At 57.9% G+C, this 14,810-nt stretch carries 14 protein-coding genes and 1 tRNA gene; 8 read left to right on the top strand and 7 right to left on the bottom strand.

The genetic code is table 11. The features are described from left to right. Nucleotides 1-117 precede the first annotated feature (117 nt). Nucleotides 118-1,047: an NHL repeat-containing protein gene (locus LOC68_RS11750; protein WP_230218704.1), complete on the bottom strand. Its 930-nt coding sequence runs from the start codon at nucleotides 1,045-1,047 to the stop codon at nucleotides 118-120. 166 nt (nucleotides 1,048-1,213) lie between these two features. Between LOC68_RS11750 and LOC68_RS11745 the strand changes: the two genes are divergently transcribed. The 3 genes from LOC68_RS11745 to LOC68_RS11735 all read left to right on the top strand — a co-directional run bounded on the left by LOC68_RS11745 (nucleotide 1,214) and on the right by LOC68_RS11735 (nucleotide 5,205). Beyond that, nucleotides 1,214-2,356 carry an L-threonylcarbamoyladenylate synthase gene (locus LOC68_RS11745; protein WP_230218703.1) on the top strand — a complete coding sequence of 381 codons (1,143 nt, stop codon included), beginning with the start codon at nucleotides 1,214-1,216 and terminating at the stop codon, nucleotides 2,354-2,356. Nucleotides 2,357-2,386: 30 nt separating this feature from the next. Next, nucleotides 2,387-2,848 (top strand): ribose 5-phosphate isomerase B, encoded by a 462-nt coding sequence (gene rpiB / locus LOC68_RS11740; RefSeq protein ID WP_230218702.1) that lies wholly within the window; start codon nucleotides 2,387-2,389, stop codon nucleotides 2,846-2,848. A 368-nt stretch (nucleotides 2,849-3,216) separates the two neighbouring features. Then, nucleotides 3,217-5,205: a methyl-accepting chemotaxis protein gene (locus LOC68_RS11735; RefSeq protein ID WP_230218700.1), complete on the top strand. Its 1,989-nt coding sequence runs from the start codon at nucleotides 3,217-3,219 to the stop codon at nucleotides 5,203-5,205. A gap of 333 nt (nucleotides 5,206-5,538) precedes the next feature. Here LOC68_RS11735 and LOC68_RS11730 read toward each other — a convergent pair whose 3' ends face one another. The 6 genes from LOC68_RS11730 to csrA all read right to left on the bottom strand — a co-directional run bounded on the left by LOC68_RS11730 (nucleotide 5,539) and on the right by csrA (nucleotide 10,340). Further along, on the bottom strand, nucleotides 5,539-6,834 hold the full coding sequence (locus LOC68_RS11730; RefSeq protein WP_230218698.1) for a PDZ domain-containing protein: 1,296 nt from the start codon (nucleotides 6,832-6,834) through the stop codon (nucleotides 5,539-5,541). A gap of 338 nt (nucleotides 6,835-7,172) precedes the next feature. Further along, nucleotides 7,173-7,766, bottom strand: coding sequence for a pyroglutamyl-peptidase I family protein (locus LOC68_RS11725; RefSeq protein WP_230218689.1), 594 nt, complete (start codon nucleotides 7,764-7,766; stop codon nucleotides 7,173-7,175). Nucleotides 7,767-7,778: 12 nt separating this feature from the next. Further along, nucleotides 7,779-8,741 carry an aldo/keto reductase gene (locus LOC68_RS11720; RefSeq protein WP_230218686.1) on the bottom strand — a complete coding sequence of 321 codons (963 nt, stop codon included), beginning with the start codon at nucleotides 8,739-8,741 and terminating at the stop codon, nucleotides 7,779-7,781. 22 nt (nucleotides 8,742-8,763) lie between these two features. Then, complete coding sequence (locus LOC68_RS11715) at nucleotides 8,764-9,783, bottom strand: ferrochelatase (protein WP_230218684.1); 1,020 nt, start codon at nucleotides 9,781-9,783, stop codon at nucleotides 8,764-8,766. A gap of 104 nt (nucleotides 9,784-9,887) precedes the next feature. After that, nucleotides 9,888-9,960 (bottom strand) — tRNA-Glu (locus LOC68_RS11710). A gap of 170 nt (nucleotides 9,961-10,130) precedes the next feature. Then, nucleotides 10,131-10,340, bottom strand: a complete 210-nt coding sequence (gene csrA, locus LOC68_RS11705) for a carbon storage regulator CsrA (protein ID WP_230218679.1) — start codon at nucleotides 10,338-10,340, stop codon at nucleotides 10,131-10,133. A gap of 578 nt (nucleotides 10,341-10,918) precedes the next feature. Between csrA and LOC68_RS11700 the strand changes: the two genes are divergently transcribed. The 5 genes from LOC68_RS11700 to LOC68_RS11680 all read left to right on the top strand — a co-directional run bounded on the left by LOC68_RS11700 (nucleotide 10,919) and on the right by LOC68_RS11680 (nucleotide 14,673). Beyond that, the gene (locus LOC68_RS11700) at nucleotides 10,919-11,446 is read left to right on the top strand and encodes a NuoI/complex I 23 kDa subunit family protein (protein WP_230218678.1); all 528 of its coding nucleotides are present in this window, start codon (nucleotides 10,919-10,921) and stop codon (nucleotides 11,444-11,446) included. A gap of 116 nt (nucleotides 11,447-11,562) precedes the next feature. Next, entirely contained in the window at nucleotides 11,563-12,006 is a 444-nt protein-coding gene (locus tag LOC68_RS11695) for a DUF2203 domain-containing protein (RefSeq protein WP_230218677.1), read from the top strand. Between the two features lie 187 nt (nucleotides 12,007-12,193). Then, complete coding sequence (locus LOC68_RS28780) at nucleotides 12,194-12,823, top strand: NADH-quinone oxidoreductase subunit A (protein WP_230218676.1); 630 nt, start codon at nucleotides 12,194-12,196, stop codon at nucleotides 12,821-12,823. A 47-nt stretch (nucleotides 12,824-12,870) separates the two neighbouring features. Continuing rightward, the gene (locus tag LOC68_RS11685; RefSeq protein WP_230218675.1) at nucleotides 12,871-13,401 is read left to right on the top strand and encodes an NADH-quinone oxidoreductase subunit C; all 531 of its coding nucleotides are present in this window, start codon (nucleotides 12,871-12,873) and stop codon (nucleotides 13,399-13,401) included. Between the two features lie 66 nt (nucleotides 13,402-13,467). After that, nucleotides 13,468-14,673 (top strand): NADH-quinone oxidoreductase subunit D, encoded by a 1,206-nt coding sequence (locus LOC68_RS11680; protein ID WP_230218674.1) that lies wholly within the window; start codon nucleotides 13,468-13,470, stop codon nucleotides 14,671-14,673. Nucleotides 14,674-14,810: the final 137 nt, after the last annotated feature.

Raw genomic sequence — 14,810 nt, 5'->3', positions numbered from 1 at the left:
GAACGTCGCAGCAGCGCCGCAGGAGATCTCAGAAAAGGTGGTGGCTTATTCCCCCTATGGTACCGCTTGGAAAAGCGCAAAGCGATAGCTGTTAGGCGGTTTGAAAAATTGATTGGATTACAACGATACGCGCTGGACGCGATGATTGTTCGAGTCGATCACATGGACGCGACCCTGGCTGTCGAGCGCCAGCGCCCACGGGCAAAATAGTTGTCCCGGTTCACGCCCGTTGCCGCCCCACACGCCCAGGCTTTCGCCATCCAGCGTGAACTTCTGCAAGCGATGGTTGCCGAACTCGATCACGTAGACGTGTCCCTGACCATCGAGCGCCAGATCGTACGGATAACTGAGCTGTCCCGGCTCTTCGCCTTGGATGCCCCACATCTTTACGAGGACCGCTTTGTCGCCGGTCGCATCGAAAACCTGGATCCGATGATTGCACGCGTCAGCGACCCAAATTCGATCGTCCGCGTCGATCGCGATATTTTGCGGACGGACGAATTGTCCTGGTTCGCTTCCATGCCCACCCCATTCAAACAAATATTCGCCATCTGGGCTGAATTTTTGAATGCGATCGAATTGGCCGTATTCGCCGATGTAGTAATTTCCGTGCGAGTCCTGCACGGCGTCGGTCACAAAGCCGAATTCGCCGGGACCGTGCCCTTCGACGCCGCCGATCGTCTGCTCGTCCAGCTTGCGGCCGTCGGCGGCGTAGACCAGCATCCGGTTGTAGTGGGTGTCGGCGATCAGCAGGTCGCCGGCATTGTTGAACGACAGGCCCGATGGGCGACCGCGATAGTATTCCGGAATTTGCCAGGCGCGTAAGAAAGACCCGTCCCGGTCAAAAACCTGGATCCGGGCCGTCATATCGACGATGTACAAGCGGTCGTCTGCATCCATCGCGACGGCGCGCGGCTTTTCAAACTTGCCGTTGGAGATGCCGCGCTCGCCCCAAACCGTTTCGAGCCCGCCGGGCGATTCCAAGCGAGGAACGCAACCGACGAGCAGCCCAAGCAGCGCAGAGAATAGGAGCAATTTACGAATCATCCGCCTATTATTTCGCGAAAAGGGGGATAAGGGCAACGGTTCGGCCATAATTCTGCCGATTTGGGGCTTCCACTTGTGGAGCGTGGTCGGAATTCCGTATAGTTAACTTTTGGCTAGACAATAACTTCGGGCGATCAAGCCCCTAGCGGAGCGCAAGCGGCGTAGCATGGCAGTTCGGGTTATCGACGTGAAGGCGGCGGAAGACCGCCGGGACGTCATCCACCGTGCGGTTCAGTCGCTTGCCGAAGGGCAAATCGTCGCCTTTCCGACCGAAACCGTCTACGGCGTCGCCGTCTCAGCGCTCAATGCGAGCGCGATTGATCGCTTGATGGAAGCGAAAGGGCGTCCCAAAAACCAGCCCTTCGCCCTGGCGATTCGCAGCAAAGACGAGTTGCTCGATTACGTCCCCCAAGCGACGCCGCTGATGAAACGGCTGGCGATGCGATGTTGGCCGGGACCCGTGACGCTGGTTTTGCCCTGCGACGATCCGCGCAGCGTGGTGCAAAGCCTGCCGCCGAGCGTGATTCCGGCGATCGCCCCCAGCGGCTTTGTCGGACTTCGGATTCCTTCGCACGACCTGATTCAGGAAGCGATGCGGCTTTTGCCTGGTCCTTTGGCGCTGACCAGCGCTAATCGTTCCGGCGAGCCGGACGCCGTTCGGGGGGCGGAAGTGACCGAAGCGCTGGGCGACGCCCTCGGTTTGGTGTTAGACTGCGGGAAGTGCCGCTACGCCCAGCCGTCGACGGTAGTCCGCGTGGTCGGCAACAAAGTAGAGATTTTGCGTTCTGGCGTCGTCTCGGAGAAAGTTTTGAAGCGTCTCAGCAGCTACTGCGTCGTGTTCGTCTGCACCGGCAATACCTGCCGCAGTCCCATGGCCGAAGTCCTGATGCAAAAGCATGCCGCAGAGCGGTTCGGTTGCAAGATCGAAGAGCTGGACGGACGGGGCTTTATCGTGGCGTCGGCCGGTTTGGCGGCCTTCCCCGGCGGAAGGGCGGCGCCCGAAGCGATCAAAGTGATGGGAGACCGCGGACTTGACCTGTCGGCCCATGCCAGCCAGCCGCTCAGCGACCGGCTGATCGAGCACGCCGATTTGATTTTGACGATGACTAGCAGCCATCGGGACGCGATAATAGCGCAGTGGCCCGATGCCGCGGACTACACTCACAATCTTTGCTTGGACGGGTTCGACGTGGCCGACCCGATCGGTCATCCCGAAGTCGTCTACCAACAGTGCGCCGACCAGATCGAGGCGGAAGTCATCGCTCGCGTGAGAGCGATTGATCTTGATCAATTGCCGGCGACCTCCTGAAGTTTTGCGAAAAGGGGAGGGAACCAGAACATGCGCATCGCCATTGGCAGCGATCATCGCGGCGTCAGCGTTCGTCATAGCATCATCGAGTTGCTGAAGCGACTAGGGCACGAGGTGCATGACGTCGGCGCGTTTGATTGCGGTAGCGTCGATTACCCAGATATCGCGGCGACGGTCAGTCAAAGCGTCGCCGCGAGCGAAGTCGATCGGGGAATCCTGATCTGCGGCAGCGGCATCGGCATGGCGATCGTCGCCAACAAAGTCCCCGGCGTCCGCGCCGCGACTTGCCATGATGACCTGACGGCCGAAATGAGCCGGCGTCATAACAACGTCAACGTCTTGTGCTTGTCGGCCGACATGTTGGGAGAACGCCTGATCGATCGGATGGTCGAAATCTGGCTCACCACCGAATTCGAAGGAGGGCGTCACGCTCGTCGGATCGAGAAGATCAGCGAGTTTGAAAAACGCCTTCACGAACACGATCCGTCGTAGTTCCGACGACATCCTCGCAAGCCGCAAGATTCTCATCCCGTGCCCGCGCATTTCAAGCAAGGCGGCGTTTCGTGGTACCGGTTATTCGGGAAGTGATGGGGAGCTCCCTCTTTTTGCGTGGGTTGCCGCGGCATCCTTCTTTGGCGAATAGCGTCTCTTTAACTGAATGCAATGACGCTGTTTCGTCCTGTGCGCGTGTTTTGAGATCGAACGCACGTTTTCACTAAACTGCTATCTTGCGAGTTGCCGTTTGTCTGCGGTTAACTGCGGCCTACTTTTGCTGAGGCGCAAATCCACGCCGATCGAGGGGGCAAGGACCTCGTTATTAGTGGAAACATCAGGTACGAAAGACAAAGGGCCCGGGCAAGATGTTGAATCGATTGAGCCTGACCAAGAGGACCATTCTTGGCTTCGCATCCGTTTTGTTGTTGATGCTCATCGCCGCAGGCGTCGCTTGGAACGGACTCAGCAACGCAACGACCGGATTCGTCCGTTATCGCCAGTTGGCGCGCGACTCCAACTTCTGCTCGAATCTGCAAGACTGCATGATGATGGCCCGTTTCGCCGCCAAGAACTTCGACATCTATAGCCGCGACGGCGACATTGAAAAATTCAACGCGCGTTCTCGCGAAATCACGGGACTGCTTGAGGAAGCGAAGTCGCGGATCGATCTGCCGGAGCGTCGGGCGATCGTCGATGAGATCGAAACCTTGGTCGGCGAATATGACGAGTCGTTCACGCAAGTAGTCGCCAATCGTCGTCTGCGCGACGCCCAGCAGCGCGACGTGCTCGACGTGCAGGGGCCGCAGATGTCGACCTGCCTGGTCGAGATCATGAACTCGTCCCAAGCGGACGGAGACGCCGAAGCGGCCGCCGCGGCCGGCGCCGTTCTGGATACGCTGATGGGCGTTCGTCTGAGCGTCTATAAGTATCTCGATTCTGCGCAAATCGAACATCAGGAAAAAACGAACCAATACCTGACCAAGATGGACGGCGAGTTGGCCAAGCTCGACGCCGACTTGCAAAATCCGCACCGCCGCGAACTGTTGGCGAAGACCCGGCAGTCGCAAGAGTCGTACGCAACGGCCTATGCGTCGATGGCCGAAGCGCTGCAAACGGAACGTCAATTGATGACCGGCCGTTTGGACGTCATCGGGCCGAGCGTCGCGATGAAAGCCGCCGCGCTGAAGAACGCCATCACGGACGAACAGGACGAGCTGGGACCGCAACTGCAGGCCTCCAATCAGGCGACGCTCGTCATGGTCGGCGTCGTCAGCGGCGTGGCGCTAGTGATCGGCGTCGTGATCTCGATCTTGCTTAGCCGTTCGATCATTTTGCCGATTCGCAAAGTGATGGGCGTTTTGAATCTGGTCGCCCAGGGAGATCTGCGGCAGCAGCTGAAGGTCGAAACCGAGGACGAAATCGGCGCGATGACCAACTCGCTGAATACGGTCGTGAAGCGTTTGCAAGCGGCGATGACCGATTTGGCGGCCAACGCCCAGGAGATCGCTCGCTCGGCCACCGAGATGAACGACACCGCCGCCAGCATGGCGTCGGTCTCCAACGATACGAAAACGCAATCGACTTCCGCCGCCGGAGCTTCGGAGGAGATGTCGGCCAATATGCGGGCGATCGCGGCGTCGGCGACGCAAATGTCGGCCAATATGGATACCGTCGCCAGCGCCGTCGAAGAGATGTCGATCAGCGTCAACGAAATTGCTCGCAATACCGAACAGGCCAATCTGGTCGCCAGCGAAGCGAACCAGTTGGCCGAGGGAAGCCGTCGCCAACTTGGACAGTTGGGAGATGCGGCCAACGAAATCGGCAAGGTGGTCGAACTGATTCAAGGCATCGCCGAACAGACGAACCTGCTTGCTTTGAACGCGACGATCGAAGCGGCCCGCGCCGGCGAAGCCGGAAAGGGATTCGCCGTGGTCGCCGAAGAAGTGAAGCAACTGGCCCGTCAAACGGCCGGCGCCACCGAAGATATCCGCGCTCGCGTCAAAGGAATGCAGCAAGCGTCGTTCGGCTCGGTCGAATCGATCGAGTCGATTCGCAGTGTGGTCAATAATTTGAGCGAAATTTCGCGAGGGATCGCCGCCGCGATCGAAGAGCAATCGGTCGCGACGAAAGAGATCGCCAACAACGTCGCCCAGTCGAGCTCGGCCGCTCGCCAGGTCTCGAAAGCGGTGGAAGAGTCGGCCCTCGCCGGCGAAGAGATTTCGCGAAACGTCGTCTCGGTCGATCGTGGCGCCCAGAAGGTGTCGGAAGACGCTGGAAAGACGAAAAACTCAAGCGATCAACTCGCCGGAATTTCGAGCAAGCTGCAATCGCTGGTCTCGCAGTTCCAGGTCTAAGCGACGAACTTCGCAAAAAGCGAAACAAAAAAACGCCGCTCACCCAAGCGGCGTTTTTTTTATTCCGACACTAGCCCGCAGCGCAAGCGAGGGAATGCGTTCGCAAGTAACCGTAGGACTGGATACCGCCTGCGATCTCTCGCGAATGCGTGGAACCAAGTTGACTGAGCATTTATCACTCGTATGCCGAGCAACGACGCGTTTTCAGGCAAACGCCCCCGGCTTTCTCGATCGCTCCTCCAAGTATTCGCCATGTGAAAAGTGCTCTCTCTGACCTACTTGATGTTCGCCAGTTTCACGGCGTGTTGCCCGGTCATGGCTCGTAGGGGATTATTAATAGTTTTTGCCATCGGTGCGGATCAAGCTGATATTGAACGCTTCAGGCAGTAAGTTTTCTTGCTCGCTTAATGCTTGATTGTTAGGAGCGCCCCTTTTCCTCTCTTGAAAATATGCGTCGGAAACGCTCGCGACGTGCATCAAAAAAGTACCCCATCCCACAAAATCCGCGTCGCCGTATTTAGTTGGGTCGGCGACTTGACAGAATGCATGCGTAAACCACAAGCCTGTTCCGTCGTCGGCCCAGCCAAATGAATTTCGTGAAGCGCTGTTTATATCTATCCCTCCAGCATGGTCGAGGAAAAGATTTCCGAGCGCCCAATTGTCGCCCGAATATGAGTCTTGCGGCGGATAGTAAGGTGATACGATTGGAGCCTCGACGTTGCATGAGTCCGAAATCAGTACCGAAAGTCTTGCGCCCTTTTTCCATATTTCCTTCGCTACCACTGTTCTGGGCAGGTCCGAACCCGTGGTGTTACGCATTGCGAAATAATGACCACCAGACGGGTCGTCCGGCTGAGCATTCGGCCTAAAAGCGCCATGACCAAAATAGAAAAATACAAATGCTTCGGTGGGCTGGACGTTCATATTTCGAATAGTCTGAACAATCGTCCCTGCGGCGGCCTGGTCGCCTGTAAGCAACGCAATTTCCTTTAGTTCTGGTAGGGCGACGGATTCTCCAAACGGCATTAAGTCGCGATTTACGATCCTGTTGCGATCAAATTCCAGAAGAGAGATCAGTTTGCCGACGCTTGTCTCGACCGCGACACCAATGTCCGGATCGGACGATTGTCCTACAATTATCATGCGCACGCCGCTAGCGCGAATGTTTTCAGGTATCTTTCTTTTGGCTTCGGGTAAGAACTTCAGCCGAGTAGGGGAAACAATATATCGAGAACGACGTTTCGTCGTTTCGTCCACCACGGTAACGCGAACTGTTCCAGAGTTGTCGATTGCTCCCTGAGTAACCAACTTCCGCGTCTGATCAAGAGTCCTAAGGATGGTATCGTCGACACTCAGAATGGTGTCGCCCACCTGAAGCGCTGAGTACCCGTTTCCCTGCTCAGCCCTCATCCATTGACATGGCCCGTTATCATCGACCCAACTTATTTTCAATCCTCCTGCTTGGCTGAACTCACCTTGGACGCCAAGGCGATATTCAATTGCGATTCCGTTAGCGTCCCTATGGGCGACCAACGGTATCGGCGGCGCTTCTTGACCATAGGAAAGTACGCACGTAAATGCTGAGATAAAACCCGTAAGACAGCAAATCTGAAACGCATGCATCTTCATAATCACGCACTCCGTTAGGAACTGTCTGGCTCGCCTTTGTATGTCTCATTGATTGAAGTCGTTGCTCGGCGACTTGATGCGAGATGGTGCCTCCGCGTAGTCGAACAGGTACATTTTGAGGGGATAGTTATTTTAGGGGGCGGGCGGATTGGCGTCAATTCTTGTAGCTTTTTTACTTCGACATCACGTTTGCGCCGGGTCTTCGTGGGAGGTGAATGGCTGACCAACTTCCGGCAATACATGGCGGAACTCGCGAATACATAAATTTTTTTGGGGGGGCACCCATAAGATTCTGGTGCGAAACATCGGCAGGCACGGCCTGCCCTACGCCTATACCGCTACGCGACCTGATCCGCCAACCAAACGAACGTCGCCGCCATCATCGTCTGAATCCGCGCGACCGGCCATTCGCCTGAGGCGAGCGGACCCTGTTCGGCCGCCAAGGGAACATGCACAAAGAGAGCGTGGCCAGGATTGCCGATCTGCTCGCTCTGCTGCAGGCTCCAGTAGTAAACCGCGTTGCAGAGATAGGTGCCGGCGTGAAAGCTGAGTTCCCCTTGGACGTCGGCCGCACGCATTGCGTCGAGCCAACTCGGATGATCGAGACCGGTGCGAAACGCATGTGGACCGGCCTGGTCGAGCGGGCCGGGTTCGGCGGCGCCGACATGTTTCCAATTGATCGCGAACATCTCGAACTCGGCCTGACGTGCCTTGCCGGACTGGCCGAAGTGGAGCGTCGCGGCGTACGACTTTTCGCGATAGAGATCGGCGAGTTGGGCACCGGCGGCGGCGTAGTCGACGGGTAGGATGATTTGTTCTACTTCGAAGTCAGGCGCCAGATCGGCCAGCGTCAACTCGCGCAGCGCCAGCTCGGTGCAGTTGGTGGCGAGTTCGCCGAAGGGCTCAAAGCCGGTGACCAGGATCCGTTTCATCCGCGTGACTCGCTATTCGGTGGCGACGACGTACGGCATGCCGCGGTCGCGCAAGAGGAGTGCGATTTCCGCTTCTTCGGCCAACGACAATTCCCAGTCGAGTGCGCCCGCGTTCTCTTCTAGCTGATCGACCCGTTTGGCTCCGCACAGGGCTGCGGTGACGCCCGGCTGATCGATCGTCCAACGAATGACGAGCTGCGAAACGGTCTTGCCGATCCGTTCGGCCATGGCCCGCAGCTTTTCGACCAGTTCCAGGTTCTTGGCGTACTCTTCGCCCCGAAAACATGGATACTTCGGGCGGCTGTCGAACGATTCGAACTTTTGATCGAGCGTCATTTTGCCGGCGAGCAGGCCCTTCATCAGCGGCCAATAACAAGCGACCGCGACGTTGTTTTCGCGACACCACGGAATCAGGTCGACTTCGGCCCCACGAAACAGCATGTTGTACGGGGGCTGAATGATCTGAATCGGGCAGACCTGGTGAAACTCGATCGTTTCGCTCAGCGTAAGATTCGACACCCCGATGGCGATCGCCGCGCCTTGCTCTTGCAGATGACGAAACGTGGCGGCGGTTTCTTCGATCGGCGTGCTTCGGTCCGGGGCGTGCAGATAGAGGATCTCGACTCGGTCGGACTTCAGACGGCGTAGCGACTCTGCGACTTCGCGGCGGATCGTGTCGGGGCGAGCGTCGCGCTGCTGTTTGCCGTCTTTCCAGTGAAGCCCGGCCTTGGTGGCGATGACGTATTCGTCGCGACGCTCAGCAATCACTTCGGCGATGTAGCGTTCGCTTTCGCCGGCGGCGCCGTAGGCGAAGGCTGTGTCGAAGAAGTTGATCCCCAGGTCGAGCGCCGCGGCGACGGTGGCGCGACTGTCCGCTTCGGTAACGCCGGGGCTGGTCATGCCGGTCAGGGGCCAGCAACCGAGCGCGACGGGCGAGACGTACAGCGAAGTGTCGGCGATTTGACGGCGTTCCATGTTGCGTCACCCTGGGGTTGCGTTAACCGGGACGTGGCCGCTGCGGCGTGTACAAGCAGCAATCGGCGGGACAAAAGTCGTGCGAGGGGGCCATCGTTCCGACGGCCAGTTTCGGTTGGCTCGAATCGAGTCGCTCTTCAATCAACTCGCGAATCATCTGAATGAAGCGCGGGCGAACGCCGGCCGTTCCGCTGCGAATAAAGTTGAGTCCGACTTCTTCGGCCGCGTCTTTCGCTTCGGTATCGAGATCGAACAAGACTTCCATGTGATCCGAGATAAAACCGATCGGCGAGACGATCACGTCGGTTTCGCCGGCGGCGGCAAGTTCGCGAATGACGTCGCAAACGTCCGGTTCGAGCCAAGGTTGCGTCGGCGGGCCGCTACGGCTTTGGTAAACCAAGCGCCACTTGGCGTGACCGGTCGCTTCGCTCACCAAACGGCAGCTTTCTTCCAACTGTTTGACGTAGTTGCAGTTGTCCGCCATGCCGAGCGGAATGCTGTGAGCGGTGAAGACCAGTTCCGCCGCATCGCGCCGTTCGGCCGGAATTTGATCGAGCGACTCCTCGACGCAGGCGGTCATCGTTTCGATGAAGCCGGGGTGATTGAAGTAGGTCCGGATCTTGTCGCAGCGGGGAGCCCCTGCGCCGATTTCGTCCTGGGCTTTGGCGATGTCCTCGCGATATTGCCGGCAGCCGGAGTAGGAGCTGAAGACCGACGTGACGAAGACGAGCGCCTGTTTAACGCCATCGTTTTTCATCTGGGTCAGGGTATCGACCAGGTAAGGGGACCAGTTGCGATTGCCCCAATAGATCGGGAGGTCGATGCCGTGCTCTTTCAGTTCGACTTCGAGAGCGGCGATCAGGTCGCGGTTTTGTTGGTTGATCGGGCTGACGCCGCCGAAATGCTGGTAATGTTCAGCGACTTCAAGCAGACGCTCGCGGGGGATGTTGCGACCGCGGAGGACGTTCTCCAAGAATGGAATGACGTCATCCGGACCTTCCGGGCCGCCAAACGACTGAACGAGGAGTGCGTCGTATTTCATGGTCGATCGAGGGGCTACAGGGAGGGCTGTTTTCGCTGTTTTAGAGTTGTAGCCGACAAGCGCAAAAAAATAGCCCCTCTCGTGGAGAAGGGCTATTTTTTGAGTGACCCCAACGGGGTTCGAACCCGTGTTGCCGGCGTGAAAGGCCGGAGTCCTAGGCCACTAGACGATGGGGCCCCTAGGCGAAAAGGTCTAAAATAGCGTCTCGTCCCAACTGTGTGAAGGCGGGAGACGGCTTTATCTGGGTAGATGCGGAAAAAAGAAGATGGTTCGGGCAAGAAACGGGAAAAAATACGGCACAGAGTGCAGTATCGCAGCGGAAATTTACAACGCGTAAAACCTCACAACTAGCCTTCGGAACTGGGCGAATCGGCGCCCGCTTTTTCCTGGGCCTCGTTGCGAAGAATCGCATCATAAACTTCGCGGCGATGCACCGGGACTTCCTTGGGAGCTTCTACGCCCAGGCGTACCTTGTCGCCGCGAATTTCCACGACCACGATCGTAATGTCATTGTTAATGACAATACTTTCGTTCTTTTTCCTTGAGAGAACCAACATTTCCTACTTCTCCACTGTCGCCAGTTGTAGCACCGGGGAGTGAACGATTTTTGGCGACTGGGTTTTGTCGGGCGCTTGATGGGCAAACCCGACTGCGTTAAATTACCTGGATCGTTGGTGAACCGAATCGGTTCGGCCGCAGTTGATGGAATTCAAATCTGAAGAATTCCGATCAGCCGGGGCCGAAAGCCAACAGGCGCCAAGGCGATCTTCTCAGGCGTCGCACGGCCTGTGCGCATACACGCTTCCCCTTCACTCTACGTGCTAAAAGTGCGTCGTCAAGCGACGGCGCTCGCCCATTCGGAGGAAAACCTGGAATCTTTTTCAGGGGAAAAGCACATTTAGTACAAATCGCCGCGCTTCGCCAGTTCTCCAGGATTATCCAGGCGGCAAACTGCTAAGTTATTGCTACAGTTGATCTTGCGAGTTTGCGCTGGCCCGCCAAAGGCCTTTTGCGTACGAATCAATTGAGCCCGATTAATCGTCGCATTTTGTCCGGTCCACGCGTGACAGTTGACCCTAATGGCGATATCTTGAGGGCGCGCTCGCTGTAATACGGGTAAGGAGATGCATCCGTCATGTTGACCTGGTTCCGCAACGTCTACGCCGCGGTAGTGACGGTCGCCCAAGGTCTGTCCATTACAATTCGTTATTGGTTCAGCACTTACGATAAAAACCGCAAGGCGTTTACCGAGCACTACGAGTATCCCGAACTCCCGGTCCATGTCTCGCCCCGCTATCGCGGCTTTCACCGTTTTGACCTGACGACCTGCATTGCCTGCGACCAATGTGCGAAAGCTTGCCCGGTCGACTGCATCTACATTGGCAAAGAGCGGGTCGAAGGGGCGAAGGGGTTTGCCGTTACCGGCTTTACGATCGACTACACGAAGTGCATGTTTTGCGCACTTTGCGTCGAGCCCTGCCCGGTCGACTGTATTTTCATGGGGGGGACGCTCGACCTGAGCAGCTATAGCCGTGACGGGGCGATCGTCGATTTCTCGCGTCTGCCGGTCGAGATCGCCTGGGGGAGAAGCACCTTGAATCCGACGGCCGTCGCCGAGTCGAAGGTAATCGTCCAGCCGGTCCACGGTGGTCCCAATCAATAGAATCGTTACCTTCGGCTCTCCGCTCAAGAAAGCGCGGTAGGTCGCTTTTCAAGTCCGTTAACGAGGCTTAGACTTGGGTAAGTCAGTCTTGTCTTGAACAGCGATCGGGTTTTTCGATGACTTCATCCTCCGCTCCGTCGGTTCGCGTATTCACGGTTGCCCAGGCGAACGCGATGTTGCCGCTTGTGTCGGCGATCGTGGCGGATATCGTTGAACTCTCGCGCGACGTGATCTCGCGCCGCGAACGGATCGTCGACCTGGAGCGTCGGGCCAACTATGACAATGCGCCGCGCGTTTATGCGGAAGAATTGCGGTTGGTGAAGGACGAATTGCAAAGCGATTCGGAACGGCTGCAGAGCTACGTTGAAGAACTTCGCGATCTGGGCGTCGAACCGAAGAGCGGCCCGGAAGGTCTGGTCGACTTCCCGGCGGTCATCAATGGCAAGTCGGTCTATCTTTGCTGGAAGTTAGGCGAGCCGACCGTGTCGCATTGGCACGATATGGACGCCGGCTTCGCGGGGCGCCAGCCGATCACGACCGATTGCGTCGTCGAGAACTAGGCGAAGGCCGCCATTCTGCCGCGGGAAATTCGCGACCCGTCAGCGCCGGCTAGTTGCATTGAATCCCGGTAGTTCTACAATCCGGGTTGAATTGCTTCTCCCGCTGGTAGCGATCTTTGCGGCGATCTTGTCGCGGTGATCGACGCCCCGGGCGAAGCAAGTTTAATTCGCCCTCGCTGGACTCCTAATGACACTTTCTACGACGATCGTCGGCTACCTGCTGTTGTTTGGCGGCGTCGGTATGGGGTTCGTCCTCTTCAATATCGTGTTGGGGATGTTTTTGCGCCCCAACAATCCGAGCGAGGAAAAGCAGGAAATCTACGAGTGCGGCGAACCGACCATCGGCTCGAGCTTCGTTCAGTTCGACCTTCGTTTTTATGTGGTCGCGCTGCTGTTCATCATCTTCGACGTCGAAGTCGCGTTCTTCTTTCCTTGGGCGGTTGTCTTTGGGAAGTCGGCGCAGCTGTCCGATCCGAGCGCTCCGGTGGTCAACGAGAGCGTGGAGAATGGAGTGACCCTCGCGCCGGCGGTCATCGGTTTGCATCGCGAGTTCGGTTTGCCCGAATCGCTGAATGACGAAGTCGCCGCCGGGACCGTTTCGACCAATACGGTGCGCGATGGCGCCCGCTCGCTTTTGTGGACCTGTTTGGCCGACATCGGCGTTTTCTTCGCCGTCCTGTTAATGGGGTTCGCCTACGTGTGGAAGCGGGGTGATCTCGATTGGGTGCGGGCTATCACCGAAGCGACGCGAGCCGGGCCTGAATCTGCGGTTCGCTCCACTACGGCCCGGCGGCAACAAGCGGCCCAGTCGCGATAGCTGCCCAGATACGAACATAAAGACGACAGGAAGACGAGCGAACGGAAATGAGCGGAAAACAAACGATCGAGCGGCTGCAAAAGCGATTCGGCGATCAGCTGACGCATGTCGAGCCGGCGGCGATTGATCCGTGGGTGGAAGTGAGTCCCAGCAGTTTGGTCGAGGTCTGCCGCTATCTGCGCGACGCGGAAGAGTTGCGGCTGAACTACTGCAACTCCATCTCGGTCGTCGACTACTGCGATCCGAATGCGAAACCGGGGGGCAAGTCGGCCTGGGAGCCGCATCTGGAGGTGGTCTATCACTTGTCCAGCATTCAGTACAAGACGACGTTCGTCGTGAAGGTGATGCTGCCGCGCTGGAAAGATGACGTGCAGGGAATGCTACCGGAAGTTCCCAGCGTTTCCGGCGTCTGGAGCACCGCCGACTGGCACGAGCGGGAAGCGTACGATCTGTCAGGCGTCTGGTTTACCGGGCATCCGAACCTTGAGCGGATCTTGTGTCCGGAAGATTGGGTCGGGCATCCCTTGCGAAAAGATTACGAAATGCCGCTGGAGTATCACGGCATTCGCGGGCGCTAAGGCCGGCATGGTACTGCGGTACCGACACAGAACACAATTGGTTGGCATCAGCGGAGCGAAGCGGCTATGGCGACGGCGCCTACATCGGGCATTGTAGAGATCGATGTCCGCACGGACGAAATGCTGGTCAACATGGGCCCGCAACATCCCAGCACGCACGGCGTGTTGCGGTTGGTGCTGCGCACCGACGGCGAAGTCGTTTCGGAAGCGACGCCACACATCGGCTATCTGCATCGCTGCGCCGAAAAGATCGGCGAGAACCTGACGCCGCGGCAATGGATTCCGTACACCGACCGGATGGATTATCTGGCCGGCATGAACATGAATCTCGGCTGGGCGCTGACCGTCGAAAAGCTGCTCAACTACGACCTGCCAGAAAAGGCGCGTCACCTGCGCGTGATCATCGCCGAGTTGAACCGGATCGCGAGCCACCTGGTCGGCATGGGAACGTACGGGCTCGATCTCGGCACGTTCAGCCCGTTCCTGTATGCGTTCCGCGAACGCGAGAAGATTCTCGATCTGCTGGAAGACGCGTGCGGCGCTCGCCTGACTTACAGCTACATCACGGTCGGCGGCGCGACGGCCGACTTGCCGCCGGGTTGGGTTCAGAAACTATCGGGGTTTCTTGATCAGTTTGAGCCGGTCATTCTCGACTATCACGCGCTGCTGACGACCAACGCGATCTTCATCAAGCGAACCGCGGGGATCGGCTTGCTGACGCCGGAGATGGCGATCGACTATGGCTGTTCGGGGCCTGTTTTGCGCGGATCGGGGGTCGATTATGACCTGCGTCGCGATGGCGATCCGCGCTACACGTCGCTCTACGCCGACTACGCCTTTGAGGTGATCGTCGAAAAGAACGGCAGCTATCCCCGCGATCATGATTACCCGCCGGTTCCGTCCGAAGCGATTCTCGGCGACTGTTGGCATCGGTTCTACGTCCGGATGCTGGAAGTGATCCAGGCGATCGCGCTGATCCGTCAGGGAATCGAAAAGTACAGCCAGGCGACCGGAGACTGGGGCACGCCGATCAAGTTGTCGACCAAGCTCCCGAAAGGGGAGGCCTACCTCGAAACGGAGTGCCCGCGTGGGCAGATGGGTTTTTACATCGTGAGCGACGGTACGGGACCGATTCCGTTGCGAGCGCGGGCACGTAGCAGCTGCTTTAGCAATCTGTCGGTCGCCCCGCAACTTTGCCGCGGTTGTTTGATCGCTGACGTGCCGGCGATTGTCGGTTCGCTCGATATCGTGATGGGTGAGATCGATCGCTAGACGCAAAGCGGCGTTTTGGCGACGATTTACCCCTTGTGCCGGTTTCGAGCGAAAGCGGCGAGCGTTATGATATCCGCAGCGTACGGCTCCCAGATTTCCCCAATTTTAACGCGGCAAAACGGAAGGATCGCCCACGA

The sequence above is a fragment of the Blastopirellula sediminis genome, from assembly GCF_020966755.1.
GTDB lineage: Bacteria > Planctomycetota > Planctomycetia > Pirellulales > Pirellulaceae > Blastopirellula > Blastopirellula sediminis.
This window is presented reverse-complemented; position numbering and strand designations above follow the sequence as displayed.